The 23,115-nt window shown below is 63.5% G+C and carries 22 protein-coding genes; 10 read left to right on the top strand and 12 right to left on the bottom strand.

Translation table 11 applies throughout. The annotated features are described in order from the left end of the window. Positions 1–47 precede the first annotated feature (47 nt). Positions 48–2,156, bottom strand: a complete 2,109-nt coding sequence (locus ACNPAA_RS09280; RefSeq protein WP_417891705.1) for a putative bifunctional diguanylate cyclase/phosphodiesterase — start codon at positions 2,154–2,156, stop codon at positions 48–50. Positions 2,157–2,604: 448 nt separating this feature from the next. Between ACNPAA_RS09280 and ACNPAA_RS09275 the strand changes: the two genes are divergently transcribed. Then, positions 2,605–3,192: a histidine phosphatase family protein gene (locus tag ACNPAA_RS09275; RefSeq protein ID WP_201956404.1), complete on the top strand. Its 588-nt coding sequence runs from the start codon at positions 2,605–2,607 to the stop codon at positions 3,190–3,192. 48 nt (positions 3,193–3,240) lie between these two features. On the opposite strand, the gene ACNPAA_RS09270 is transcribed toward ACNPAA_RS09275, so the two are convergent. Next, positions 3,241–6,384 carry a DUF3427 domain-containing protein gene (locus ACNPAA_RS09270; RefSeq protein ID WP_417891704.1) on the bottom strand — a complete coding sequence of 1,048 codons (3,144 nt, stop codon included), beginning with the start codon at positions 6,382–6,384 and terminating at the stop codon, positions 3,241–3,243. A 153-nt stretch (positions 6,385–6,537) separates the two neighbouring features. Between ACNPAA_RS09270 and ACNPAA_RS09265 the strand changes: the two genes are divergently transcribed. After that, a complete protein-coding gene (locus ACNPAA_RS09265; protein ID WP_049636326.1) occupies positions 6,538–7,005 on the top strand; it encodes a hypothetical protein in 468 nt (155 codons plus the stop codon). Positions 7,006–7,114: 109 nt separating this feature from the next. Further along, the gene (locus ACNPAA_RS09260) at positions 7,115–7,483 is read left to right on the top strand and encodes a VOC family protein (RefSeq protein WP_323937909.1); all 369 of its coding nucleotides are present in this window, start codon (positions 7,115–7,117) and stop codon (positions 7,481–7,483) included. Positions 7,484–7,507: 24 nt separating this feature from the next. Here ACNPAA_RS09260 and ACNPAA_RS09255 read toward each other — a convergent pair whose 3' ends face one another. Both ACNPAA_RS09255 and gdhA read right to left on the bottom strand, forming a co-directional pair. Beyond that, positions 7,508–7,711 carry a DUF3955 domain-containing protein gene (locus tag ACNPAA_RS09255; protein WP_124245258.1) on the bottom strand — a complete coding sequence of 68 codons (204 nt, stop codon included), beginning with the start codon at positions 7,709–7,711 and terminating at the stop codon, positions 7,508–7,510. A 143-nt stretch (positions 7,712–7,854) separates the two neighbouring features. Then, positions 7,855–9,198, bottom strand: coding sequence for an NADP-specific glutamate dehydrogenase (gdhA, locus tag ACNPAA_RS09250; protein WP_319918650.1), 1,344 nt, complete (start codon positions 9,196–9,198; stop codon positions 7,855–7,857). A gap of 570 nt (positions 9,199–9,768) precedes the next feature. Here gdhA and rluF point away from each other — a divergent pair. Then, the gene (rluF, locus tag ACNPAA_RS09245) at positions 9,769–10,782 is read left to right on the top strand and encodes a 23S rRNA pseudouridine(2604) synthase RluF (RefSeq protein WP_323937911.1); all 1,014 of its coding nucleotides are present in this window, start codon (positions 9,769–9,771) and stop codon (positions 10,780–10,782) included. Between the two features lie 86 nt (positions 10,783–10,868). Here rluF and ACNPAA_RS09240 read toward each other — a convergent pair whose 3' ends face one another. Both ACNPAA_RS09240 and ACNPAA_RS09235 read right to left on the bottom strand, forming a co-directional pair. Further along, a complete protein-coding gene (locus tag ACNPAA_RS09240; protein WP_182721805.1) occupies positions 10,869–12,101 on the bottom strand; it encodes an MFS transporter in 1,233 nt (410 codons plus the stop codon). Next, positions 12,094–12,603 (bottom strand): nucleoside deaminase, encoded by a 510-nt coding sequence (locus ACNPAA_RS09235; protein WP_041212766.1) that lies wholly within the window; start codon positions 12,601–12,603, stop codon positions 12,094–12,096. The genes ACNPAA_RS09240 and ACNPAA_RS09235 overlap by 8 nt, the downstream gene beginning before the upstream one ends. Positions 12,604–12,718: 115 nt before the next feature. On the opposite strand from ACNPAA_RS09235, the gene ACNPAA_RS09230 reads away from it, so the two are divergent. Then, positions 12,719–13,561, top strand: a complete 843-nt coding sequence (locus ACNPAA_RS09230) for a LysR family transcriptional regulator (protein ID WP_201872754.1) — start codon at positions 12,719–12,721, stop codon at positions 13,559–13,561. A gap of 16 nt (positions 13,562–13,577) precedes the next feature. Here the strand turns inward: ACNPAA_RS09230 and ACNPAA_RS09225 are convergent, their stop codons facing one another. From ACNPAA_RS09225 to ACNPAA_RS09215, 3 genes are all read right to left on the bottom strand, one after another. Next, positions 13,578–14,045, bottom strand: a complete 468-nt coding sequence (locus ACNPAA_RS09225; RefSeq protein WP_182721806.1) for a GyrI-like domain-containing protein — start codon at positions 14,043–14,045, stop codon at positions 13,578–13,580. A gap of 20 nt (positions 14,046–14,065) precedes the next feature. After that, on the bottom strand, positions 14,066–14,221 hold the full coding sequence (rsmS, locus tag ACNPAA_RS09220; RefSeq protein WP_010674200.1) for a pleiotropic regulatory protein RsmS: 156 nt from the start codon (positions 14,219–14,221) through the stop codon (positions 14,066–14,068). Positions 14,222–14,305: 84 nt separating this feature from the next. Further along, complete coding sequence (locus ACNPAA_RS09215) at positions 14,306–14,773, bottom strand: acyl-CoA thioesterase (protein WP_010674201.1); 468 nt, start codon at positions 14,771–14,773, stop codon at positions 14,306–14,308. A 173-nt stretch (positions 14,774–14,946) separates the two neighbouring features. Between ACNPAA_RS09215 and ACNPAA_RS09210 the strand changes: the two genes are divergently transcribed. Continuing rightward, positions 14,947–15,597 carry a tellurite resistance TerB family protein gene (locus ACNPAA_RS09210; protein WP_042015902.1) on the top strand — a complete coding sequence of 217 codons (651 nt, stop codon included), beginning with the start codon at positions 14,947–14,949 and terminating at the stop codon, positions 15,595–15,597. 155 nt (positions 15,598–15,752) lie between these two features. Beyond that, positions 15,753–16,211 carry a GNAT family N-acetyltransferase gene (locus tag ACNPAA_RS09205; RefSeq protein ID WP_010674203.1) on the top strand — a complete coding sequence of 153 codons (459 nt, stop codon included), beginning with the start codon at positions 15,753–15,755 and terminating at the stop codon, positions 16,209–16,211. A 26-nt stretch (positions 16,212–16,237) separates the two neighbouring features. Here the strand turns inward: ACNPAA_RS09205 and ACNPAA_RS09200 are convergent, their stop codons facing one another. Next, a complete protein-coding gene (locus ACNPAA_RS09200; RefSeq protein WP_102948230.1) occupies positions 16,238–17,686 on the bottom strand; it encodes a PLP-dependent aminotransferase family protein in 1,449 nt (482 codons plus the stop codon). A 120-nt stretch (positions 17,687–17,806) separates the two neighbouring features. Here ACNPAA_RS09200 and ACNPAA_RS09195 point away from each other — a divergent pair, with 120 nt between their 5' ends. From ACNPAA_RS09195 to ACNPAA_RS09185, 3 genes are read left to right on the top strand one after another with little or no spacing between them, the layout of a single operon-like run. Then, on the top strand, positions 17,807–19,378 hold the full coding sequence (locus ACNPAA_RS09195) for a cytochrome ubiquinol oxidase subunit I (RefSeq protein ID WP_128297048.1): 1,572 nt from the start codon (positions 17,807–17,809) through the stop codon (positions 19,376–19,378). Next, positions 19,378–20,505: a cytochrome d ubiquinol oxidase subunit II gene (gene cydB / locus ACNPAA_RS09190; RefSeq protein ID WP_319895240.1), complete on the top strand. Its 1,128-nt coding sequence runs from the start codon at positions 19,378–19,380 to the stop codon at positions 20,503–20,505. The genes ACNPAA_RS09195 and cydB overlap by 1 nt, the downstream gene beginning before the upstream one ends. 28 nt (positions 20,506–20,533) lie before the next feature. Continuing rightward, positions 20,534–20,647, top strand: coding sequence for a CydX/CbdX family cytochrome bd oxidase small subunit (locus ACNPAA_RS09185; RefSeq protein WP_010674207.1), 114 nt, complete (start codon positions 20,534–20,536; stop codon positions 20,645–20,647). A gap of 64 nt (positions 20,648–20,711) precedes the next feature. On the opposite strand, the gene ACNPAA_RS09180 is transcribed toward ACNPAA_RS09185, so the two are convergent. Together ACNPAA_RS09180 and dkgB are read right to left on the bottom strand one after the other, a co-directional pair. Then, positions 20,712–21,881, bottom strand: a complete 1,170-nt coding sequence (locus tag ACNPAA_RS09180) for an MFS transporter (RefSeq protein ID WP_010674208.1) — start codon at positions 21,879–21,881, stop codon at positions 20,712–20,714. Positions 21,882–22,275: 394 nt separating this feature from the next. Continuing rightward, a complete protein-coding gene (gene dkgB / locus ACNPAA_RS09175) occupies positions 22,276–23,079 on the bottom strand; it encodes a 2,5-didehydrogluconate reductase DkgB (protein WP_043155262.1) in 804 nt (267 codons plus the stop codon). Positions 23,080–23,115 lie beyond the last annotated feature (36 nt).

The following is a 23,115-nucleotide window of genomic DNA, read 5'->3' as shown; positions in this document are numbered from 1 at the left end:
GGCTGGTGATGACCCTGGCGACACGGGCGCTGCGCCTCACCTGCTTGTCAGGCAAGCACACCTTCCAGCACCCGTTGGGGAGTCTCGGGAGCGCAGTGGACAAGCAGTTGCTCCCCGGTCATGGGACGCCCGAGCAGGTAGCCCTGCAAGGTGTCGCAGCCCAGCTCGGTCAGCAGGTCCCGCTGCTCCGGGGTTTCCACCCCCTCTGCCACGATGCGCATCTCCAGGGCCTGACCCAGGGCGATGATGGCGGCGATGATGGTGGCATCGTCGCCCCCCCGCTCCAGGGTAGTGACAAAGCCCCGGTCAATCTTGAGCTCGTTGGCGGGGAAGCGCTTGAGGTAGAGCAGGCTGGAGTAGCCGGTGCCGAAGTCGTCGATGGAGATGCCAAGGCCGAGCTCGGCCAGACGGTTGAGGATGGCGAGGCTCTCCTCGGCCTTCTGCATGGCGGTGGATTCGGTTATCTCCAGGGTCAGGTGACGGGCCTCGAGCCGATGGCGGGCGAGGGCGCCCTGCACCTCCTCCAGCAGCCCAGGGCTGGCGAGCTGGATGGTGGAGAGATTGACCGCCACGCTCCAGTCGTGATGACCTGCCGCCCGCCAGGCGCTCATCTGGCGGCACGCCTCGTCGATGACCCAGTTGCCGATGGGGATGATGAGCCGGCTCTTCTCCGCCAGCGGCAGGAAGCTGGCCGGCGAGACGGCACCATGCTCCGGGTGCTGCCAGCGCAGCAGGGCCTCGGCGCCGACCACCTGGCCGCTGCGGGCACAGTATTTGGGCTGGTAGTGCAGGGCCAGCTCCCCCCGCTCCAGGGCATGTTGCAGCTCCTTGTGCAGCAGGAACTGCTGGTGGGCGTTGGCGTTCATGGCGCTGTCGAAGTAGTAGTAGTCGTTGCGCCCCTGCTCCTTGGCGTAATACATGGCGGCATCGGCGTTGAGGGTCAGCTCGTGCAGGCTGGTGCCATCCTGGGGATAGACGGCAATGCCGATGCTGGCGGTGATGTGCAGGCTGTGGTGCTCCCACTCATAGGGCTGGGCCAGGGTGGCCAGCAGCCGCTCGGCGAAGGCCGTGGTCTGGCTCACCTCCCCCGGCGCCAGGGCCAGCACGAACTCGTCCCCGCCAAAGCGCGAGGCGGTGTCGCTGGCTCCGAGCAGGCCGGTGATGCGCTGGGCGACCTCGGCCAGCAGCAGATCCCCGGTGTGGTGGCCGTGGGCATCGTTGATGATCTTGAAGCCGTCGAGATCGAGAAACAGCAGGGAGAAGCTGCGCTGGCTGTGCTGGCACTCCTGGATGCGCTGCTCCAGGCGGTCGGCAAACAGCAGCCGGTTCGGCAGCCGGGTCAGGCTGTCATGGAGCGCCAGCTTGAGCAGCTCGTCGTGGGCCTGGTGCAGGGAGGTGGAGAGCCTGGCGGCGTGGGCATCCAGCATGGAGAGCACGAAGGCGATGGCGAACACCGCCAGGGTCACTATGATGACCACGGTTGCCAGCCACTGGGTATTGAGACCGGTGTAGAGGGCCCCGCACAGGCTCTCTGCGGGGAACTGGGCCGCCGCCATGCCGGTGTAGTGCATGCCGATGATGGCCGCCCCCATCACCAGGGAGGCGAGGGCCTTGCTGAAGAAGGCGCGGGGCGAGCTGTTGCGCAGGCGAAACGCTATCCAGAGTGCGGCACCCGAGGCGAATACCGCGATGAGGATGGAGAGGATGAAAAGCCCAGGCAGGTAGTGGATGCCGGGCGCTATCTTCATGGCCGCCATGCCGATGTAGTGCATGGTGGCAATGCCGGCCCCCATCAGCACGGCCCCGAACAGGATCTGGTGCCAGGGGAGCTGGGGACGACTCACCAGCCAGAGCGCAAAGGCCGAGGAGCCGATGGCCGCCACCAGGGAGAGACCGGTGAGGGTCAGATCGTATCCCAGCGCGATGGGCAGGTTGAAGGCGAGCATGCCGATAAAATGCATGGACCAGATGCCGAGCCCCATGGCGAAGGCTCCCCCCGCGAGCCAGAGCACGGCGGCCCGTCCCCGGCTCTGGCTCACCCGGCTGGTCATGGTCAGCGCCGTGTAGGAGGCGAGCACCGCCACCAGGATGGAGAAGAACACCAGATCCTGGCTGTAATAACTGTCGAGCATGGGGTGGGTTGGGGTCACGTTCATTTACTCTGGGGTACATCAGGGCCTGAGCCTGGGCCGGGTCAGGGGAAATCGGGTGGCAGATTGTACACCAGGCGTCCCTGTCGTGAGCCAGAGATACGTACCAAAATGGCCCCCGGATCAGAGCAAAAACTCTGTCTTTTCTGGCATTGGCCGCCATCCTGTGACCGATAAACCGGCACATCCCCATTTTATCCCGTCTGAACAACAAGATAGGGGGGGCATGGGGCGCTTGCCACGGTGCGCCGGGCCCGTGGCGAAGGCGTGTGGTATGCGCACAAGGCGCCTGTGCGATAAAGGCGCGCAGCCGCTGTCGTCCTTTCACGATAGCCGCAGGCCAGGCGCTCAAGGAGTCAGCACAAGCCTGCATCCTCCGGGTCTTGGTTGACCCGGTACATCTGTTATCATCTTCCCCCTGTTTTCTTATCTCGTTGACTCTGCTGGAGAAACCATGTCTCGAACCCTCTATTTGCTGCGCCATGGCCAGACCCGTTACAACGCCGAATTGCGGTTGCAGGGGCGTTGCAACTCCGAGCTGACCCCCAGGGGAGAAGCCCAGGCCCTCGCCATGGGGGACCGTCTGGCCAAGCTCCTGACCGAGCCCACCGACTGGACGATCTACGCCAGCCCCCTCGGCCGGGCACGGCAGACGGCGGAGCGGGTGTGTCAGCAGCTTGGCTTGGACCAGGAGCGCATCATCTGGGACGAGCGGCTGGTGGAGCTGGGGATGGGGGAGTGGGAGGGTTGCCGGGTGCCCGAGCTGCTGGCGGCCCACCCCGAGCTGGATCTGGAGGAGCCGGACTGGTATCTGCGGGCCCCCCATGGCGAGAGCTTTGAGAGCATTCAAGGCCGGGCCCGGCAATGGCTTGAGGACGAGCACATTGCCGAGCAGGCCATCGTGGTTTCTCACGGTCTCTTTGGCGCCATGCTGCGCGGCGCCTATGTGGATCTGGACTACACCACCACCTGGCTGCAGGAGCTGCCACAGGATGCCTTCTTCAAACTCAGTGGCGGCCGCATAGAGCGGATTGCCTGCTGACCACACGAAGGCGGCCCGCCGTGGGTGGGCCTTGTTGTGATGGGTCGCTCAGCCAACTGCCAATTTGGCCGCTTCTTTCCACATAAAAGGCGGCATCGGAGTAGTGAGACGCCATTTAATGTTCATCGGTTGGCTACCGCTGTGGGAGATGTACTCCACCTCACCAAAGTTCACAAAGCCAAGGGTGCGGCCAAATTCATCTTTGCTCTGCTCACGAACGAACAGAAACACGCGCTTACCCTCTGCCCTGTGGTTTATGTAACTCAGCCCCTTGCCTCGCTCTGGGCGAGCGCTGTTTTGGCTCTGCCAATGGAACAGTGACTCATTAATGGCGTAGTCGTGATAACGGGTGGTGGGGGAGAAGTGCTGCTCCGTTTTGTTCAAGGTCACGAACAGCAACTCGATATTGTGCTCTGCGATGACATAGACCCCTTCGCGAGCCGTGGGTTGCTGCGCGAAGGTGGTTGCCCCAAAGCCAACCAGCACTTGCTCTCTGGCATAGCGAGCATGCAGTTGTAGTGGATTGCCGGGAAGATCTGGCATGGCGCTTTGTTCGTGCTGCACCCGGTTGATCAGCATGGGCAACAGATCTGCCAGCTCGGCCCTTAACTCTGGTTGATTGAGTTGTTTCAGGCTGTGCGCCAAGGAGCTAAAGCCTGCGTTGGGGCCGCTTTGTTGCCAGAAGTCGTAATGGCACATCAAGGCCATCCGCTCATCGTGCTCAGCCGTTAAGGTAAAGGCGCTTTCCACCAAGGTTTGTAAGAAGTTCAAGTAATGGAGCGCATCGCAGCCCAATAGCCGGGTTTTGATGGCCCGGGTGTAGAGGGTCGACAGCTTCTCATCGCTCATTTCAGAAACGGTATGGTTGTGGGCCTGTTTGACCAAGGCGCTCCAATTGCCGCGCTTGTAGATCTCCTCAAGGCTGATATGAGGGTAGAACTTCAGAAAATTCGCCAGTGTCAGCGGTAAATCGCAATCCTGTGAGAAACGGCGGATCAGGCCCATGAGGCGCGAGGTATTGAGAGTCGCCTTTTTGATATTGCTCAGAATTAACTCTTGGGTCTGTTTTGAGAGCTCGATGCGGCAGCCCAAGGGGGCGTGAGGGAAGCCCTGTTTGATCTCGTGGCTGATCGCCTTATTGGTTTTACCCACCAGTGCCCGGAATTTCTGGGCAAAGTCATACTCCGCACGGGCATTCCCAACAAAGTCCAATACGGTGCAGCACTCTTTATCGCTCGCCAGCCGCAGGCCACGTCCCAATTGCTGCAAGAAGATGGTGAGGCTTTCCGTTGGTCGTAAAAACAGCAAGGTATCGACTTCCGGGATATCAACCCCTTCGTTGAAGATGTCTACCACGCAGAGAATATTGATAACGCCGGTACGCAAATCTTGTTGCTTACTATGTCGCTCGTCTCGGTTATCGCTAGTGAGGATGTCAGCCTTGATGCCCTTCAATAAAAATGCCTTGCACATAAAGTCGGCATGTTCACGGCTCACACAAAATGCCAGTGCTTTGATCTTGGTAATATCGGTGACGATCTCATTGAGGCTCTGGACTATCTTCTGTACCCGCTGCTGATTGTGGGTATAGATATTGGTGAGCTCAGTGATGTCATAACGGCCATTTTTCCAAGTCACTTGGTGCAAGTCAGTATCATCATCGATACCAAAATATTGGAATGGACAGAGATGGCGACGATTGATGGCCTCGGGCAAGCGGATTTCTGCTGCGATGACACCACAAAAGTCGGCAAGAATATCACCGCCATCATAGCGCTCTGGCGTTGCGGTTAATCCCAACAGAATGTGAGGTTCAAAGGCGGCGAGTAGACCGCGATAACTGGCCGCCGCAATATGGTGAACCTCATCAATGACGATGTAATCGAAATAGTCTTGACTAAGACGTAAATTAGCCAGCTGGTTATTCAAGGATTGCACCGAGGCAAACAGCTGACGGTAGTGGGTTGGCACGGCGCCGCCGACCAAGAGTTCGCCAAAATTGGATTGCTTGAGCACTCCGCGGTACGAGGCTAATGCTTGGCGCAAGATCTCCTCTTTGTGGGCGACAAACAGAAACTTGGCATCGGGTTTGGTTTTCAAAAAACGCGCAAAATCAAAGGCGGAGATCAGAGTTTTCCCTGTACCGGTAGCCGCTACCACCAAGTTACGAAAGCGCTGGTGTAAAGCGCGCTCCATCGCCAATTGTTCAAGGATCTCCAGTTGATGGGGAAACGGCGTGATATCAAAGAAATAGGCAGGGCTATTTTTGTCCCCGTCCCCTCGGGCCTCTTGCAGGGCATGCTGTAATTTCGTGCGGCTTTCGAGCTTGCCATCGAATAGCTCAAAATCATCGGACTCCCAATAGGTTTCAAAGGTACTCAGGGATTTCTCGATAATATGAGGGATCTCTTGCGAGGTGATTTTTAGGTTCCACTCCAAGCCGCTGGTGAGGGCAGAGTGAGAGAGATTGGAGGAACCTATATAGACGGTATGAAAGCCGGTATTTCGGCAAAAGAGATAGCTCTTGGCATGCAACCGCTCGCGCTGGGTGTTATAGCTGAGTTTGACTTCGGTATTTGGGAGGCTGGCTAAAAATTCAACTGCCTTGGCGTCGGTCGCCCCCATATATGAGGTAGTAATTACTTTTAATTGGCGGCCGCTGCGAGTGAACTCTTCCAGCTCATGACGGAAAATACGGATACCTGCCCACTTGATAAATGAGACCAGCCAGCAGATGCTATCTGCCGATAATATCTCCCGTTTAATCTCTGACTCCATCGACAAACCCGCATTGCTGCCGCAGAACAGCTCACTTTGCGTTAGACCGGTCAGAGGAAAAATATCTTCGGCATATTGCTTTAAATTGGCAGAGATGGGGTTATCCAACTGGTAGAGCGCCGTCAGAATTTTTCCCTGACTGTCGATAAGGTTCTCGCCAATAAAGTCTGGGTCTTGTATGCGATCTTTTAGCCAAAGCAATAACTGGTTAGCCAGCTCAATCTGCCGTTGTAATGGGTCATCGCCAGTGACCGAGCCTACTGCATATTCCAACACACGAGTTAGGAATCGTGATAACCAGACTGCGGCCTCCGCAGACTCCAGTTGTCGTTCCCCGATGTAGAAATGCGATCGATCTAGTCTTGATGCCAACAGTTGTGTGATGAGTTGTTCATAAATACCACATTGCTGCATGGTGACTGACCTTGAATCTTGTGCATAGGGGGAGTAGGCAGGGTATCATTTTTTTTAGCTAAATCAGTAAGCTGTTATCTAATTTTGTCCATTTGAAGATCTATCTAGCCATGGGCGGCGAAGATAGAGAAGGCGAACCACAGGGAGGTGGTGATGGATCCAATTTCTTATCTTTTTTCGGCTTATCTCAATCTGGTGCAGCAACAGGTGACGGATATCTATGGCACCGAGCTAAAAACGCTGGTAGTGCCCTATGAGGGAGAGCAGGTTCCCTTCTCTTTCCAGCTCTGGCAGATAAAACAGCAAAGTGTCTGCCGTCCCTACGAGCAAGATGTGCGGCGCTTCAGTCAGTGCACGGTCAAGGCGCAGGCACTGTTTGGTAAACTGTGCGATGACCTGACACGGCAAGACGACAGCAGTTGGCAGCTTCCCAAGTACCGCACCATGTACTGCTCGGCCGCCATCGGCTATCGCCCCATGATCGCGGAGATCGCCGATGCCCAGCAGAGCCCGGGTAAGCTCGCGGAGCGGGCCTGTAATCAGGCCATTCTGGCGGCCATGGGCAGTAATGACGAAACCCTGCTGGCCCAGCGTGACAAGGCGTGTGCTGCCGTGCGTTAAGGTATTTCCCTAGTCAAAATAAGTGGTTAGCCCCCTGTGCACCATGCCACAGTTTCTATTGAGGCGGGTGGGTATGATGGTGCGGCAATCACCATGACAGGGAGCAAGCATGATAAGCCATATCGACCATCTGGTATTGACGGTCAGCGACATTGAGCGGGCGGTGGCATTTTACAGCGGCGCCTTCAAGATGGAGCCCATCACCTTCGGGGCAGGCCGCCGGGCGCTGCGTTTTGGCAACCAGAAGATCAATTTGCAGTTGCTGGGGGAGGAGGCGCGCAACCGGGCGCAGGTGGGGTCGGGGGATCTCTGCCTCATCACCCGCTGGCCCCTGGATCAGGTGATGGACCAGCTGGCGAGCCAGGGGGTCGAGATATTGGAGGGGCCGGTGAGCAAAAGCGGTGCCTGCGGCCCCATCGAATCGGTCTATTGTCTGGATCCGGATCGGAACCTCATCGAGATCAGCCGCTATCGCTGAGCCCCTGGCACCCTGCGGTTTGTGTCACTGTTCCTTGGAGCGCCCCTTGCGCAGCAGAGGGATCACGGTGAGCACCATGCCGGTGAAGAGCAGCAGATAGCCCAGGGGCAGCAGGGCAAAGGGCTCGTGCAGGAAGCCCTGGTCATCGAGGGTGGAGCCCAGCAGGTTGAAGGCCACAAAGCAGCCGAGCCCGGCCAGGATCAGCAGGGCACCTATTTTCATCGTCATCTTGTTATCCTCGTCAGCGAGATGGAACGGATGGGAGATTTTCATGCCTGGGTGAAGAGAGTGTGAAGTCGCGCCAGACGCAAAACACAACGGCAGCCCGAGGGCTGCCGTTGTGTTGAGGGGGAAGCTCCGGGCCAAGGCGCTCAGCAGACCCCTTGCGCCAGCATGGCGTCGGCCACCTTGACGAAGCCGGCGATATTGGCGCCGCTTTCGTAGTTCACATGGTCATCATCCTGACCGTAACGGACACAGGTGGCATGGATGCTGGTCATGATCCCCTTGAGGCGGGCGTCCACCTCTTCCCGGGTCCAGGAGAGGCGCTGGGCATTCTGGCTCATCTCGAGGCCCGAGGTGGCAACCCCGCCGGCGTTGGCCGCCTTGCCCGGGGCGAACAGCACCTTTGCTTCGTGGAAGAGGCGGATGGCGGCGGCGCTGGAGGGCATGTTGGCCCCCTCGGCCACCAGCTGCACGCCGTTGGCAATAAGCTGCGCCGCATCTTCGGCATCCAGCTCGTTCTGGGTGGCGCAGGGGAGGGCGACGTCGGTCGTCAGGTGCCAGGGGGTGCGGCCGCTGAAGAACTCGAGCCCGAGCTCATGGGCGTAATCGGCGACCCGCTTGCGCTGCTCGTTTTTAAGCGCCATCAGACGGGCCAGCTTCTCGGGGGTGAAGCCGTCCGGATCATAGACGGTGCCGCCGGAGTCGGAGGCGGTGATGACGCGGGCGCCGAGGGCCATCGCCTTCTCGATGGCGTATTGGGCCACGTTGCCCGAGCCCGATACCGAGACCCGCAGGCCATCGAGGGACTGGCCGCGATGGGCCAGCATGGCGTCGACAAAGTAGAGCAGGCCGTAGCCGGTGGCTTCCGGACGAATGAGGCTGCCGCCAAAGGAGAGTCCCTTGCCGGTGAAGACGCACTCGGCGCTGTTGGTGAGCTTCTTCATCATGCCCGCCATGTAGCTCACCTCGCGCCCGCCCACCCCGATGTCGCCCGCCGGCACGTCGGTGTTGGCCCCCAGGTGGCGATAGAGCTCCAGCATGAGGGCCTGGCAGAAGCGCATCACTTCTCCTTCGCTCTTGCCCTTGGGATCGAAGTCGCTGCCCCCCTTGCCGCCGCCCATGGGCAGGGTGGTGAGGGCGTTCTTGAAGGTCTGCTCGAAGGCGAGGAATTTCAGCACCGAGAGATCCACCGAGGGGTGGAAGCGCATGCCGCCCTTGAAGGGGCCGATGGCGGAGCTGTGCTGCACCCGGTAGCCGCGGTTCACCTGCACCCGGCCCTGGTCATCCACCCAGCTCACCCGAAACTGCACCAGGCGCTCGGGCTCCACCAGCCGCTCCAGCAGGCCGTGCTGCAGGTAGCGGGGGTGGCGCTCCACATAGGGCCAGATGGAGGCGACCACCTCGCTCACGGCCTGGATGAACTCCGGTTGATGGGGGTTGCGGCTGGCGACCTGGGCCAGGAAGGCCTCCTGGGAGAGGGAATGACTCATCGGTAACTCCTGTAGTGAATGATAAAAGTGGCGTCCTGCCAGAGAGGGGATCATGCCCGTCTTCAGGGTTCGCGGGGCTCAAGGGGCCCGTTGTTGCGCCCCGATGGGGTGTCATTTCCCGTCGTCGGCGGGTCAGAGCAGATAATTCGCGATGACCAAAATCTTTTTATGCATTTTTGCTGGATAAATATCAAGCGTTAGATCATCTGGCTATCTGCCGAAGGCCGCACCCTATCTTCGGCGGCGGGGGCCCGGCCCATGAAGTGAGCACCATGAAGTGAAAAGAGGTGGGGAGTGCGCGGTGCAGCCCAATCAGGGCCGCGGCGTCACCGCACGCTGGATAATGGGGGGCCTGCTGCTGCATCAGGGGCAGCACCCCCTGTGAGCCAGCGGCCAGGGTGCGACGGGGCCGGGCGCGGGCACGTGCAATGTGCTACTGTAGCGGCGTTTTTTGCCGAACATGCAGGGCGCAGGCCCTTATTTCATGGAGTTGTATGCAGACGAACCCGACCACAGCGCGGCTGATCCAGCCTGCCATTCTCAAGGCCCATCCGACCCGGGAGGTGACCCATGCTAGCCGATGAATCCATGCGCCTGAACAAATACATCAGCGAGAGCGGCATCTGCTCCCGTCGTGAGGCCGATCGTTTCATCGAGCAGGGCAACGTCTTCATCAACGGCAAGCGGGCCGGGGTGGGGGATCAGGTGTTTGCCGGGGATCTGGTCAAGGTCAACGGCCAGGTGATCGAGCCGCGGGAAGCCGACAGCCTGGTCTTCATCGCCCTCAACAAGCCGGTGGGCATCGTCAGCACCACGGAGGCGGGGGAGAAAGACAACATCGTCGACTTCGTCAACCACAGCACCCGCATCTTCCCCATAGGGCGACTCGACAAGGACTCCCAGGGGCTCATCTTCCTCACCAACCACGGGGATCTGGTGAACAAGATCCTGCGGGCGGGCAACGATCACGAGAAAGAGTACCTGGTGACCGTGGACAAGCCGGTGACCGACGAGTTCATCCGGGGCATGGCGGCCGGGGTGCCCATCCTCGGCGCCGTCACCAAGAAGTGCAAGGTGAAGCGAGAGGCGCCCTTCGTGTTTCGCATCACCCTGGTGCAGGGGCTCAACCGCCAGATCCGCCGCATGTGCGAGCACTTCGGCTTCGAGGTGACCAAGCTCGAGCGCATCCGCATCATGAACGTCAGTCTCAAGGGGCTGCCGGTAGGGGAGTGGCGCGATCTCACCGACGACGAGCTGATCGAGCTGTTCAAGCTGATTGAGGACTCCTCCTCCGAGGCCAAACCGGCCAAGGGGGCTCAGGTTGCCAAGCCCAAGGCGGCTGCGGCCGGCACCCCGGCCCAGGGCAAGAAGCCGCGGCGCAGCGACGATCACGAGATTGGCGGGCGCCCCAATGTGCCGGGTCCCGAGGCCTTCGAGAAGAAGAGCCCCGCAGGCAAGGGCGGGGCGGGCAAAGGGGCTGCCAGCAAAGGGGGGGCAGGTAAAAGCGCGCCCGGCAAGGGGGGCAAACCCGCCCCGGGCAAACCGCGGCCAGGGCAGGGCGGGCGCCAGAAGAAGGGGCGCTGAGCGCCAGGCCTTCCCGCACCCTGATGAACAACACCGGCCAAGGCCGGTGTTGTGCTTTCTGGCCCCCAAGGCCGGTGCTCGCCGGATCAGGCAGGCTTGTGGCCTGCCGTCTGCACAGCCATGGTCTGCTTCGGGGGCAGGCCCATGGCCCTTGGGTAGTGGCGCGGGTTGAGACGCACCACCAGCAGGCTCATCAGGACCAGGGCACCGAGCTGCCACTGCCAGGCGGCGGCGAAGTCACCGCTTGCATGGTGCAGGCGGGCCGCCACCCAGGGGCCGGTAGCCGCCACCATGAAGCCGACCCCCTGCATCAGGGCGCAGAGGGCGCCCGCCCGGCGCGGGTCGGGCAGGTGATCCAGCGCAATCACCATGATGAGGGAGAAGCTCCCCCCAAGCCCGGCGCCGCACAGCAAACACCAGAGCAGGGGGGCGGTCTGGGGAGCGAGCCAGAGGCCGCCAAAGCCCGCCAGCTGCATGGCGATGGCCAGCGCCATCCAGGGACGGCGGTCCAGCCGACCGGCTGCCAGCAGAGGCAGGCCAAGGCCGCTCGCGGTCTGGGCCAGGGCGAGCCAGGCCACCAGCTCGCCCCCTTGCTGGGCGCTCCAGCCCGCCGCCATGTAGGCCGGGGCCAGCCAGGCCACGACGATGCCGTAGCCGCTGTTGATGATGCCAAAACAGGCGATGAGCAGCCAGGTGCGGGGCAGGGGGAGCAGCCGCTGCTCCCCGGTGGGGGCGGGCGTGTTGGCCGGGGTGGGCAGGGGCACCCGCCAGGCCAGCCAGCCGAGGGCCAGCAGCACCGGCAGGCCCCAGAGCGCCAGCGCCCGAGACCAGTCCAGATACTCGGCAAGGCGCGGGGTGAGCACGGCCCCGAGCGCCCCGCCCCCCATCATGCAGGCGGAGAAGATCCCCATCACCAGGGGCACCTTTTGGGCGAACCCCTCCTTGATGAGGCCGGGCAGCACCCCCTGCACCAGGGCCGAGCCCAGCCCGCACAGGGCGGCGCTGGCGATGAGCAGGGCGCCGCTCGCGAGATCGAGGCGCAGGGCGCTGCCAAGGGCGAGCAGCAGCAGGGCCACCCCGAGCAGGGGGCGCGGGCCCGTGCGACCCAGGAGCGCCGGGGTGAGCAGCACGCCGACCCCGATAAGCCAGAGGGGCAGCAGGGTGACCCAGGCCAGGGTATCTACCCCCAGGGCCAGCCTCGCGTCGATGCGAGGGGCCAGGGGGCCGATGGCGGTGAGGAAGGGGCGCAGGTTGAGGGCGATGAGGATCACCAGCACCAGCAAGGCGCCGCTGCCCGGGGGGAGGCGGCGCTTATGCATGGGGCAGGGGACCGTAGAGGGTTTCGGCCGCGATGGGGCTCGCCAGCTTGATGAGGGGCAGGGGCGGCGGGCACAGGGGCAGTCGCAGGGCTGCGTAGGCCGCGCGGCTGTCATAGCCGAAGGGGGCGGCATCGTCGTTGTCAAAGGCGTAGTAGACCGCCTGGATGCCGTTCATCACCAGGGCCGACAGGCACATGGGGCAGGGGTGCCCGCTGGCATAGACGATGGCCCCGGCCAGCGGCCCCTGGCGACTCCCTTCCCGCAGCGCTTCCAGCTCCGCGTGACGGGTGGGGTCCCCCGCCTCCAGCATGCGGTTGACGGCGCTCGCCACCAGCCGGTTCTCCCTCACCAGCAGGGCGGCGAAGGGGCGCCCCCCTTGCTGGCGATGGGTCAGGGCCAGGTGCAGGGCCTGCTCCAGCCACTCCTGATGGCTGGGGGCCGAGGCGGCGGTGAGGGAGTTGAGGAGGCGGGCACCGGACTGGGAAGGGGGTGGCATGGTCATATCCTGGCAAAAAGGGGGAGGACAGCAGCCTAGAGGGTCGCCGCATCATTTGGAAATTAAATGATAAAATGACTTCCAGTGGTTTTATAAATGGAGATTACCCATGGAGCGCCCCCTGCTGGACCCCCAATTGCTGCAGAGCTTCGTCGCCATCGTCGAAACCGGCAGCTTTACCCGCGCCGCCGAGCGTATCCACCTCACCCAGTCCACCCTGAGCCAGCAGATGCGCCGCCTGGAGCAGCAGCTGGGCTGCACCCTGCTCGACCGATCCGGCCGCCAGGTGGTGACCACGGCCCAGGGGGAGACCCTGCTCGGGCTGGCGCGCCGCATCCTGGGGTTGCTGGCCCGGGCGGGGGAGCGGGTGAGCGAGGCGAGCCACCCCCTGCGCCTCGGGGTGCCGGAGGATTTTGCCGCGGGGGCCATGACCCCGGTGCTGGCCGCCTTCGCCCGCGCGCACCCGCAGGTGCGGCTGGAGGTGCAAAGCGATCTCAGCCATGCCCTGTGGCAAGCGTTCGAAGGGGGAGAGCTGGATCTGGCCCTCATCAAGCAGGGGCGCGGCCAGGGGGAGCCCATCGCCCGCTGGCGCGAGCCCCTGGCCTGGATTGACAGCCGGGAGTGGCCCGCCGCCGGGCGCGACCCTCTGCCTCTGGTGGTGTTTCCAAGCGAGGGGCTCTACCGGCGCCAGATGACCGACGCCCTGGATGCCGAGGGGATCCCCTGGCGCATCGCCTACGTGAGCGGCAGTCTCGCCAGCCTGCAAGGGGCGGTGAGCGCGGGGATCGGGGTCAGTCTGCTGCCGGCGCGCTTGCTGCAACCGGATCAGGTGGTGCTGGCTCACTGGCCTGCGGTGCGCTCGGTGGAGCTGGCCCTGCACCAGGGGCCGGGCACGAGCGAGCCCCTCGCCCGGCTGGGGGAGGCGCTGATCGCGCTCTGTGACGAGGTGATGGGGCCGAGGTAGCCCGGGCGGTCAGGGGTCAGGCCAGGGCCTGTTTTGGCACCACGGCGAGCCAGATTTCCACTTCGCCGCTGCCGGTGGCGGCGTCAAAGCGGGCGCCGTAGCGCTCGAAATCCGGCTGCTGGGCAGATTGATAGTCCGATTGCGCGAGCCACGCCAGGGCCTGCCTCCAGGTATGTGGCAGGGTCGCGACATGCCCCTGATGCAAGAAGATGGCGTAGGTCTGGGGGGCGATGCGCATGCGGCCAAGCCCGGGAGGCAGCACCTCCAGGGTGGCGACCTCCACCCCGCAGAGGTATTCGCAGTGGGTGTCGGTGGCGGCGCAGATGACGCCATAGGCGTGCTCCCCGAGCTGGCCCGGCAGGGGAAGCAGGGCGCTGAGGTCGCGCCACTGGCCGGCGAAGTCCCCCTGCTCGAAGGGGTGGTGACGGCGCAACCCCCCGAGGAGCATGGCGCGGCCTTGTTCGATGCGAATGGGGGCTGACATGGTGCCTCCTGCGGGGGCGCTCAGGCCTCCCGACCTTCCTCGAGCTTGCGCTCATAATCCCGGCGAACGATGGCGAGTGCCGCCAGGGCCAGCGCGGGGGCGATGTGGTTGGTTTCCAGCAGTTCAATCAGATCCACCGCGAGCTGGACCTCGGGGGGGGCATTTTCCAGAGACATCTTGGGTTCTCAAGGGCAAGGGTGGTCGCCATTATAGCGCCCGGCGGCGCGAAGACACGCCCCGGCTGCCCGGGGCGGGACGGGTCACATGTGCTGGCGCATCTCCTTGTCCAGCTCCTCGCGCAGGGCCATCAGCTTTTTGGCGTACTGCTGCAACTGCAGATCGCTCTCGCTCACCGGCTGCCACTGGGGCACCGGGGTGGGTTTGCCATGCTCGTCCATGGCCACGAAGATGATGATGCAGTGGGTGGTCTTGCGCCGCTCCGGGTCGGTGGGGTGGCGGCTGTAGACATCCACCGCCAGGTGCATGCTGGTGGTGCCGGTGTGGATCACCTTGGCGTGTACCTCCACCAGCTGGCCTATCTGGATGGGGCGCAAGAAGCGGATGCCCCCCACATAGACGGTGACGGCATAGCCGCCACACCAGCCGGCGGCGCAGGCGTAGCCGGCCTGGTCAATCCACTTCATCACCATGCCGCCATGGACTTTGCCGCCAAAGTTGACATCGGCGGGTTCGGCGAGAAATTGCAGGGTCAGTTCACGGGCGCTCATGGTACTTCCTTATGTCGAGGCAAGGGGGGACTCCTTGGCTGTCCCCCGGGGACAATAGCAGCGGTCGGGGCCTGCACTGATCCAACCAGCGCCTCTTCTTGTCTGCGTCGTCATTCACCTTGAGTTCAGCGCAGGCGGCCCAGCATGACTCATCACGCGAGCGAGGAGGCCCCATGAAACAGATGCTGGAGCAATTGATGGGAGCTGGCAAGGGCTGGCTCAACGACGGTGGTGACACGCGCAAGGCCCAGATGAAGGGCATGGCGCAGGGGGGATTGGCCGCCGGGGCCATGGCGCTGCTGCTTGGCAACAAGAAGATGCGCAAATATGGCACCAAGGTGGCGGCGGTGGGGGGGGCGGCAGCCCTCGGGGGGCTGGCCTACAAGCTCTATCAGGACTGGCAGACACAGCAGTCCACCCCGGCCCAGCCGACCCAGCCCCTTGACACCCTGGAGGGCAAGGCCTTGGATGCCCGCGCCAACCTGCTGGTGCGCGCCATGGTGGCGGCAGCCCGGGCCGACGGCCACATCGATGCCGCCGAGCGCCAGAAGATCCAGGAGTACCTGACCGAACAGGGGGAGCGGGATGCGGCCCGCTGGATTGACGCCGAGCTCTCCCGCCCCCTCGACCCCCATGTCCTGGCGCGAGAAGTGACCGACATGGAGCTGGCGACCGAGGTCTACCTCGCCTCTCTCCTCACCATCGAGGTGGATCACTTCATGGAGCGCGGCTATCTGGACGAGCTGGCGCGGGCCTTGAAGCTGGATGACAACCTCAAGGGGAGCATAGAGCGCCAGGTTGCCCAGCTGGGGGCGCCGGGCTGAGCCCGGGAGTCAGCGGATGCACAAGGCCCCGTTATGGGGCCTTGTCGTTGCCGGGGGGCTGTTGATTGCCGTGACGAGCCGATAAGATGCGGGTTCCAAAGGGTGACCGCCGAGCCTCTTTCCTCGCTGGCGACCCTCACTGCAAGGAGCATCAAGTGGACATTCGCAAGGCAACTGAACAGGATATCGACGCCATTCTGGCCCTGAACCGGCAGATAGGTCAGCTCCACTTCGAGCAGGTGCCCGAGGTGTTCTGCCCCCCGTCCCCGGAGGACAGGGCCTTCTTGCTCGGCGCCATAGCCGACGAGGCGCGTCTTTTCTGCGTGGCGGTGGTGGCGGGGGAGGTGGCGGGTTTTCTCACCGCCCGCATCGACCTCAACGAGAGCGTCCCCTTTCTCAGCAAGCTGCCCGTCTGCCGCATCACGACCGTGGTGGTGGATGAGGGGCTGCGCTCCCGGGGCATCGGCCGGGCGCTGATCGCCCACGGGGACCAGTGGGGCAAGGCGCGGGGCGCAAGCCAGCTGCGCCTGGAGGTGATGGCTTTCAACGAGCGGGCCAGGGCCCTCTACGAGCGACTGGGTTTCAAGGCCCAGTCACAGACCATGGCCAGGTAAGGCGCATTCGCTTGCAAAAGGGCCCGTTACGGGCCCTTGTCGTGTGAGGCGTCTGGGGGGCTCTGCCAGGTTTCCCGTTGCCGGGCGATGAGGCCCGCAAGCCGGTTGAGCGCCGCGTCCAGTTGCGGGCTCCAGGGATGGGAGCTGTTGAGGCGCAGGCAGTGGTTGTGCTGGCCCTGGCTGGAGAAGAGGGCCCCGGGGGCGATGGAGACCCCCTGCTCGATGGCGCTGGCATAGAGCGCCCTGCCATCGAGGCGGGCGTCAAATTCGAGCCAGAGAAAGTAGCCACCATCGGGGTTGGAGATACGCGCCTCGGGGAAGAGGCGCATCAGGGCTGCCCGCATCTGCTGCTGGCGCTGGGCCAGGGTGTGGCGCAGGCGGCGAAAGTGGGCGTCCACCCCGCCCTGGCGCAGCATGTCGGCCAGCGCCAGCTGACTGGGCACATTGGTCGACAGGGTCGACATCAGTTGCAGCCGCTGGATGCGCTCGGCGTGGCGCTTCGCCACCACCCAGCCGACCCGAAAGCCCGGCGCCAGACACTTGGTCCAGGAGCCGCACAGCAGGCTCTCTCCCCGCGCATCCCAATGGGTGATGGGCCTTGGCCGCTCGCGCCCGACATAGAGCTCCGCGTAGACGTCATCCTCCACCAGGGGGACCTGATGGCGGTTGAGCAGCCCCATCAGCGCCTGCTTGTGCTCATCCGGCATGGTGTGACCGAGGGGGTGCTGCACATTGCCCATCAGCCAGCACGCCTTGACGGGGCGCTGGGCGAGGGCCTCCTCCAGCAGGGCGAGATCGATGCCCACCCCGGGGATCACCGGGATCTCCACCACCTTGAGCTTGAGCCGCTCGATGGCCTGCAGGGCGCCGTAGAAGGTGGGGGACTCCACCACCACCCAGTCGCCGGGCTCGGTCAGCACCTGAAGACTGAGGGAGAGCGCCTCCATGGCCCCCGTGGTGATGATGATCTGCTGGGGATCCACCGCCATCCCCTCGCCGGCGTAGCGCCGGGCGATGGCGCGGCGCAGTGCCTCGTTGCCGGGGGGCAGATCTGCCACCGTGCTGAAGGGGTCGAGGCGGCGCATGCAACTGCCGAGGGCCCGACCGAGCTGGGGGTGGGGGAAGAGGGTCGGGTCCGCCACCGCCATGCCAAGGGGCACCAGCTCCCGTGACTTGCTCGCCTGCAGCACCTCGAACACCAGATCGTTGATGTCCACCGAGCCGCTGTAGCGGGCCTGCTGGGGCTGGCTCTCCCGCCGGGCCGTGCTCGCGGCCTTGACGTAGTAGCCGGACTGGGGCCGCGCCAGGATGAGGCCCCGGCTTTCGAGCAACTGATAGGCCTGGAGTACCGTCATGGGGCTGAGGCCGTGGGTCTTGCAGCTCTGGCGGATGGAGGGGATGCGCTCCCCCGGCTGCCAGAGGCCGCTCGTGATCTGCTGTTGCAGCTGGTCTGCCAACTGGCCGTAGCGGGACATGGTGGGCCCAAACTGTTATAGGTGTTTTTCACTATAACTGCATCTGTTATAGGTGTCATGGACCATGGTGTACTTGGCGGGCGAAAACCTGTCCGTTAAATGCAACATAGAGAGTCATGCATGATAAGCCTGGATGATGTGGTCAGCCTCTCCCGAATACAGTTCGGGGCGACGGCGATGTTCCACTTTCTGTTTGTGCCCCTCACCCTGGGGCTGTCCTGGATCCTGGTGATCGCCGAGTCGGCCTACGTGATGACCGGCAAGGTGATTTACAAGGACATCACCCGTTTCTGGGGCAAGCTGTTTGGCATCAACTTCGTCATGGGGGTGACCACCGGGATCACCCTGGAGTTCCAGTTCGGGACCAACTGGGCCTATTACTCCCACTATGTCGGCGATATCTTCGGCACGCCGCTGGCGGTGGAGGGGCTGATGGCCTTCTTCCTCGAATCCACATTGGTGGGCCTCTTCTTCTTCGGCTGGGACAAGCTCTCCCGCGGTCAGCACCTGCTGGTGACCATGCTGGTGGCGCTCGGCTCCAACCTCTCCGCCCTCTGGATCCTCATCGCCAACGGCTGGATGCAAAACCCGGTCGGCGCTGAGTTCAACCCCATGACCATGCGCATGGAGCTGGTGGATGTGGCCGCGGTCATCTTCAACCCGGTGGCCCAGGTCAAGTTCGTCCATACGGTGGCGGCGGGCTATGTGGCGGCCTCCCTGTTCGTGATGGGGGTGAGCAGCTGGTATCTGCTGCGCGGCATGGAGGTGCGCTTCGCCCTGCGATCCTTTGCCATCGCCTCGGGTTTTGGCCTCGCGGCCATCCTCTCTGTCATCGTGCTCGGGGACGAGTCGGGCTATCGCTCGGGGGAGGTGCAGAAGGTCAAGCTCGCCGCCATCGAGGCGGAGTGGGAGACGGAGCCCGCCCCGGCTTCTTTCACCCTGTTCGGCCTGCCGGATCAGCGTGCCGAGACCACCCACGCGGCCATCAAGATACCCTATCTGATGGGCATCATCGCCACCCGCTCCCTGGATGAGCAGGTGACGGGCCTCAAAGATCTGAAAGCGCAGCACGAGGCGCGCATTCGCAGCGGCATGCTGGCCCACGAGGCGCTCGAAGCGATGCGGGCAGATGGCAGCAACCAGGCGGCCCGCGCCACCTTCGAGCGCCACCGCAGCGATCTGGGCTACGGCCTCTTGCTCACCCCCTATGCCAAGGAGATTGGCAAGGCGGACGAGGGGGCCATCGCCAAGGCGGTGGATGACTCCATCCCTCAGGTGGCGCCGCTGTTCTGGAGCTTTCGCCTGATGGTGGGCATCGGCGTGGCGCTGCTGGCGCTCTTTGCCGCCGCCTTCCTGCAGCTGTGCCGGGGCAGGCTGGTGCAATCCCCGCGGCTGCTCAGGGCCCTGCTCTGGTCTATTCCTCTGCCCTGGATTGCCATCGAGGCGGGCTGGTTCGTGGCGGAGTTCGGTCGCCAGCCCTGGACCATCAGCGACGTGCTGCCGGTGTCGGCCTCCGTCTCCCTGCTGCAACCGGGGCAGCTCTGGTTCAGCCTCATCGCCATCTTCCTCATCTACAGCAGCCTGCTGGTGGTGGAGTTGTTCTTGTTGCGTCATGTGATCCGCAAAGGGCCTGCCAGCCTGCAGACGGGTCGTTATCAAGGTGAAGTGTTGCAAAACGGGAGTCCTGCCTGATGGATTACGAAACCCTGAAAGTGATCTGGTGGGGGCTGGTGCTCTTCCTGCTGGTCGGCTTCGTGGTGATGGATGGCTTCGATCTCGGGGTCGGCATGCTGCTGCCCGTGGTCGGCAAGACGGATGACGAGCGGCGGGTGCTGCTCAACAGCGTAGGGCCGGTGTGGGAGGGCAACCAGGTGTGGCTCATCGCCGGTGCCGGCACCCTGTTTGCCGCCTGGCCCCTGGTCTATGCCGCCGCCTTCTCGGCGCTTTACGTGCCCTTCATGTTCCTGCTGTTCGGTCTCTTTTTGCGCCCGGTGGGCTTTGACTATCGCAGCAAGCTGCCGGACCCGGTCTGGCGCCGCTGGTGGGATCGCGCCCTGGTGGTGGGCGGTCTGCTGCCGACCCTGGTGTTTGGTGCCACCCTTGGCCTGGTGCTGCAAGGACTGCCGTTTCGCTTCGATGCGGCCCTTCGCATCCACTATGGCGCCTTTGCGTTCCACTGGCCGCTGCTGTTGACCGCCATGGGGACGGCGCTGGCGCTGCTCTTGCTGCACGGTGCCAGCTTCCTGCAGTGCAAGACCCAGGGAGCCATAGCGGCGCGCAGCGCCCGCCTCGCCCTCTGGCTCGGCCCCCTGGCGAGCGCCCTCTTTGCCCTTGGCGGCGTCTGGCTTGGGGAGATGGCGGGGTATCGCATCACGGCTATCGGCGATCTCAACGGCGCCCTCACTCCGATGATGAAAGAGGTGGTGGCGGTGCCGGCGGGCTGGCTTGGCAACTTTGTCGCCCATCCGGTGCTCTGGGCCGTGCCTGTGCTCGGGCTCCTGCTGCCCCTGGTGTGCGCGCTGGCAAGCCGCCTCGGCAAGTCCGGGCTGGCGCTCGTTGCCAGCGGCGGTGCCTGCGCCGCCATGATGCTGACCGTGGCCATCGCGCTCTTCCCCTTCGTGCTGCCCTCGTCCCTGGATCCGGCCAGCAGCCTGACCCTGTGGGACAGCACCTCCAGCGAGCGCACCCTGCTTATCATGCTGGGGATCGTCGGGGTACTGATGCCGGTCAACATCGGCTACACCCTCTGGGTATACCGGGTGGTGCGCGGCAGGGTCAGCGCCGAGCAGGTGCGCCAGCACGGCCACAGCCTCTACTAATCCGCTTCAACACAAGGATCAACGCGATATGTGGTATTTCACCTGGTTGCTGGGGCTGGGGTTCGCCTTGCTCTGCGGGCTGGTCAACCTGCTCTGGCTGGAGGCGCGCTGGGCTGCCGATGAGGATCTCAAGGAGCCCTGAGCCTCGCATCTTGCCCATGAAAAAAAGGCCGACACAGGGTGTCGGCCTTTTGCTTGCCCGGGGGTCAGGCAAGGGCGGCGCGGCGCTCGCCCGCTTCGCTGACATGGGTGAGGCCGTAGGCCAGCAGCACGATGAGGGCGCCAATCCAGGGGGTGTGCATCAGGCCGAGGTGCTCCACCACGAAACCGCCGACCACGGAGCCCAGCGCAATGCCGACGTTGAAGGCGGCGATGTTGAGGCCGGAGGCCACATCCACGGCATTGGGGGTGTGGCGCTCGGCCTGTTTCACCACCAGTACCTGCAGACCCGGCACGTTGCCAAAGGCGAAGGCGCCCCACACCAGCACGGTCAGTACCGCCAGCACCGGGTGCGGTGCGGTGAAGGTGAGCACCAGCAGCACCACGGCGAGACCTGCAAACAGCAGCTTGAGGGCAGGCAGCGGGCCCATCCGGTCGGCGAGCTTGCCGCCCCAGATATTGCCGACGGCGACCGATACCCCGTACACCAGCAGAATGAGGCTGACCGCGCCGGCGCTAAAGCCGCTCACCTGTTGCAGGATGGGGGCGAGGAAGGTAAACGCCGTGAAGGCACCGCCGTAACCGAGCGCCGTCTTGGCGTAGACCAGCAGCAAGGGTTTCCTGGTAAGCACCGAGAGCTGCTCGCGAACGCTGGAGGCGGCCCCCTTCGGCAGGTTCCCCGGTACCAGCAGCAGGCTGCCCACCATGGCGACGAGGCCGAGCAGGCTCACCACCAGGAAGGTTTCGCGCCAGCCAAAGACCTGACCAATCCAGGTGCCAAGCGGGACGCCGGTCACCAGGGCGACCGTGAGGCCGCTGAACATGATGGCGATGGCGCTGGCCGCCTTCTCTTTGGCCACGAGACCCGTGGCGATGGTGCTGCCCACCGAGAAGAAGACCCCGTGGGCCAGCCCGGTGAGGATGCGGGCGACAATCAGGCTCTCGTACCCGGGGGCCTGCCAGGCCAGCAGGTTGCCGACGGTGAAGAGGGCCATCAGCCCCACCAGCAGCCACTTGCGCGGCAGCTTGCCGGTGAGTGCCGTGAGCACGGGGGCGCCGATGGCCACCCCAAGGGCATAGAGGCTGACCAGGAGGCCCGCCGAGGGGAGCGAGACATTGAGCTGCTCGGCGATGGTGGGGATGAGCCCCACGATCACGAATTCGGTGGTGCCTATGGCAAAGGCACTTAAAGTGAGGGCAAATAACGCCAGTGGCATAACAACTCCTTGGATTGGGACTCCCGACGGGAGAATGGCGCCAGTATGCCGAGGGTGTTTGTTGGTAAAAATGACGGCAACGTCAAATTACTTTTGCCAAATCAGCAGCAATGGAGCCATGGCAGAAGGAGTGGCTGAGGTTGCAGAGACAAGAGTGGGCCGTACAGCGCGAGTTGAATGCAGAGGCAAAGCGTACAGACCGAACTGGGAATAAAGAGGGAAGGGCAGCGGAAGGTTGCAGGGGAGGGGGCCAGCGGCGCGGGTGGCAGTGACGCGCGGTATTGGGGACAAAAAAAGCGGGAGGCATTGTGCCTCCCGCTGGTGCTGAAGAATGTTATTGAGCCTTATTTGCTCCCTTCTCCCCTTGCGGGAGAAGGGCTGGGGATGAGGGGGATCAATCCCAATCCGGCGCAAAGTCTGGGTTGGCGCAGCGCTCACCCCGATCCAGGGTGGCGATGGCGGCCATCTCATCGCTGCTGAGCCGTACCTTCAGCGCAGCCAGGTTGGCGGCCAGATTCTCCCGCTTGGTAGAGCTCGGGATCACCGTCATGCCCTGGGCCAGCAGCCAGGCTAGCGACACCTGGGCTGCCGAGACGCCGTGGCGCTGGCCGATCTCCATCAGCAGCGGCTCGGCGAGCACCTTGCCATAGGCGAGTGGCATATAGGCGGTGATGGCGATGCCGTGGGCCTGGCAGAATTCGACCACCTTGCGGTTTTGCAGCAGCGGGTGGATCTCCACCTGCTGGTGGGCGATGGCGCCCGGCCCCAAAATCTCGATGGCCTGTTTAAGCTGGGCCACGGTGAAGTTGGAGACCCCGATCTCCCGGGTCAGGCCCCGGGCTTTGGCCTCGGCGAGCTGCTCCAGATAGACCGCCATCGTCACCTCATCCTGGGGGGAGGGCCAGTGAATGAGCGCCAGATCCAGATAGTCGGTGCCGAGTTTTTCCAGGCTCACTTCCAGGCTCGGGATCACCTTGCCCGGACCGAACTCGCTGGTCCACACCTTGGTGGTCAGGTAGATATCCTGGCGGGGCACGCCGCTTTCGCTCATCAGCTGGCCCACTTCGGCCTCGTTGTCATAGATCTGGGCGGTATCGATATGGCGGTAGCCAAGTTCCAGCCCCTGGAGCAGGGAGTCGCGAAGGGGCTGATCTTTCAGGCGGAAGGTTCCAAGACCCAGGTTGGGCATCTTCATCATCAAATTCCTCAGGTTAGTGTTTCTACGCTCAAATGA

The organism is Aeromonas sp. PS2Canimalfood6, from assembly GCF_048276795.1.
In the GTDB taxonomy this organism is placed as follows: domain Bacteria; phylum Pseudomonadota; class Gammaproteobacteria; order Enterobacterales; family Aeromonadaceae; genus Aeromonas; species Aeromonas caviae.
The sequence above is the reverse complement of the archived record's forward strand: the minus strand, read 5'-3'. Positions and strand labels throughout refer to the sequence as shown.

What these genes read in the sequence shown, in the direction of transcription:
- ACNPAA_RS09280 (WP_417891705.1), bottom strand. Translation starts at nt 2,156, where the DNA reads ATGAACGTGACCCCAACCCACCCCATGCTCGACAGTTATTACAGCCAG.
- ACNPAA_RS09275 (WP_201956404.1), top strand. Translation starts at nt 2,605, where the DNA reads ATGTCTCGAACCCTCTATTTGCTGCGCCATGGCCAGACCCGTTACAAC.
- ACNPAA_RS09270 (WP_417891704.1), bottom strand. Translation starts at nt 6,384, where the DNA reads ATGCAGCAATGTGGTATTTATGAACAACTCATCACACAACTGTTGGCA.
- ACNPAA_RS09265 (WP_049636326.1), top strand. Translation starts at nt 6,538, where the DNA reads ATGGATCCAATTTCTTATCTTTTTTCGGCTTATCTCAATCTGGTGCAG.
- ACNPAA_RS09260 (WP_323937909.1), top strand. Translation starts at nt 7,115, where the DNA reads ATGATAAGCCATATCGACCATCTGGTATTGACGGTCAGCGACATTGAG.
- ACNPAA_RS09255 (WP_124245258.1), bottom strand. Translation starts at nt 7,711, where the DNA reads ATGACGATGAAAATAGGTGCCCTGCTGATCCTGGCCGGGCTCGGCTGC.
- gdhA (WP_319918650.1), bottom strand. Translation starts at nt 9,198, where the DNA reads ATGAGTCATTCCCTCTCCCAGGAGGCCTTCCTGGCCCAGGTCGCCAGC.
- rluF (WP_323937911.1), top strand. Translation starts at nt 9,769, where the DNA reads ATGCTAGCCGATGAATCCATGCGCCTGAACAAATACATCAGCGAGAGC.
- ACNPAA_RS09240 (WP_182721805.1), bottom strand. Translation starts at nt 12,101, where the DNA reads ATGCATAAGCGCCGCCTCCCCCCGGGCAGCGGCGCCTTGCTGGTGCTG.
- ACNPAA_RS09235 (WP_041212766.1), bottom strand. Translation starts at nt 12,603, where the DNA reads ATGACCATGCCACCCCCTTCCCAGTCCGGTGCCCGCCTCCTCAACTCC.
- ACNPAA_RS09225 (WP_182721806.1), bottom strand. Translation starts at nt 14,045, where the DNA reads ATGTCAGCCCCCATTCGCATCGAACAAGGCCGCGCCATGCTCCTCGGG.
- rsmS (WP_010674200.1), bottom strand. Translation starts at nt 14,221, where the DNA reads ATGTCTCTGGAAAATGCCCCCCCCGAGGTCCAGCTCGCGGTGGATCTG.
- ACNPAA_RS09215 (WP_010674201.1), bottom strand. Translation starts at nt 14,773, where the DNA reads ATGAGCGCCCGTGAACTGACCCTGCAATTTCTCGCCGAACCCGCCGAT.
- ACNPAA_RS09210 (WP_042015902.1), top strand. Translation starts at nt 14,947, where the DNA reads ATGAAACAGATGCTGGAGCAATTGATGGGAGCTGGCAAGGGCTGGCTC.
- ACNPAA_RS09200 (WP_102948230.1), bottom strand. Translation starts at nt 17,686, where the DNA reads ATGTCCCGCTACGGCCAGTTGGCAGACCAGCTGCAACAGCAGATCACG.
- ACNPAA_RS09195 (WP_128297048.1), top strand. Translation starts at nt 17,807, where the DNA reads ATGATAAGCCTGGATGATGTGGTCAGCCTCTCCCGAATACAGTTCGGG.
- cydB (WP_319895240.1), top strand. Translation starts at nt 19,378, where the DNA reads ATGGATTACGAAACCCTGAAAGTGATCTGGTGGGGGCTGGTGCTCTTC.
- ACNPAA_RS09185 (WP_010674207.1), top strand. Translation starts at nt 20,534, where the DNA reads ATGTGGTATTTCACCTGGTTGCTGGGGCTGGGGTTCGCCTTGCTCTGC.
- ACNPAA_RS09180 (WP_010674208.1), bottom strand. Translation starts at nt 21,881, where the DNA reads ATGCCACTGGCGTTATTTGCCCTCACTTTAAGTGCCTTTGCCATAGGC.
- dkgB (WP_043155262.1), bottom strand. Translation starts at nt 23,079, where the DNA reads ATGATGAAGATGCCCAACCTGGGTCTTGGAACCTTCCGCCTGAAAGAT.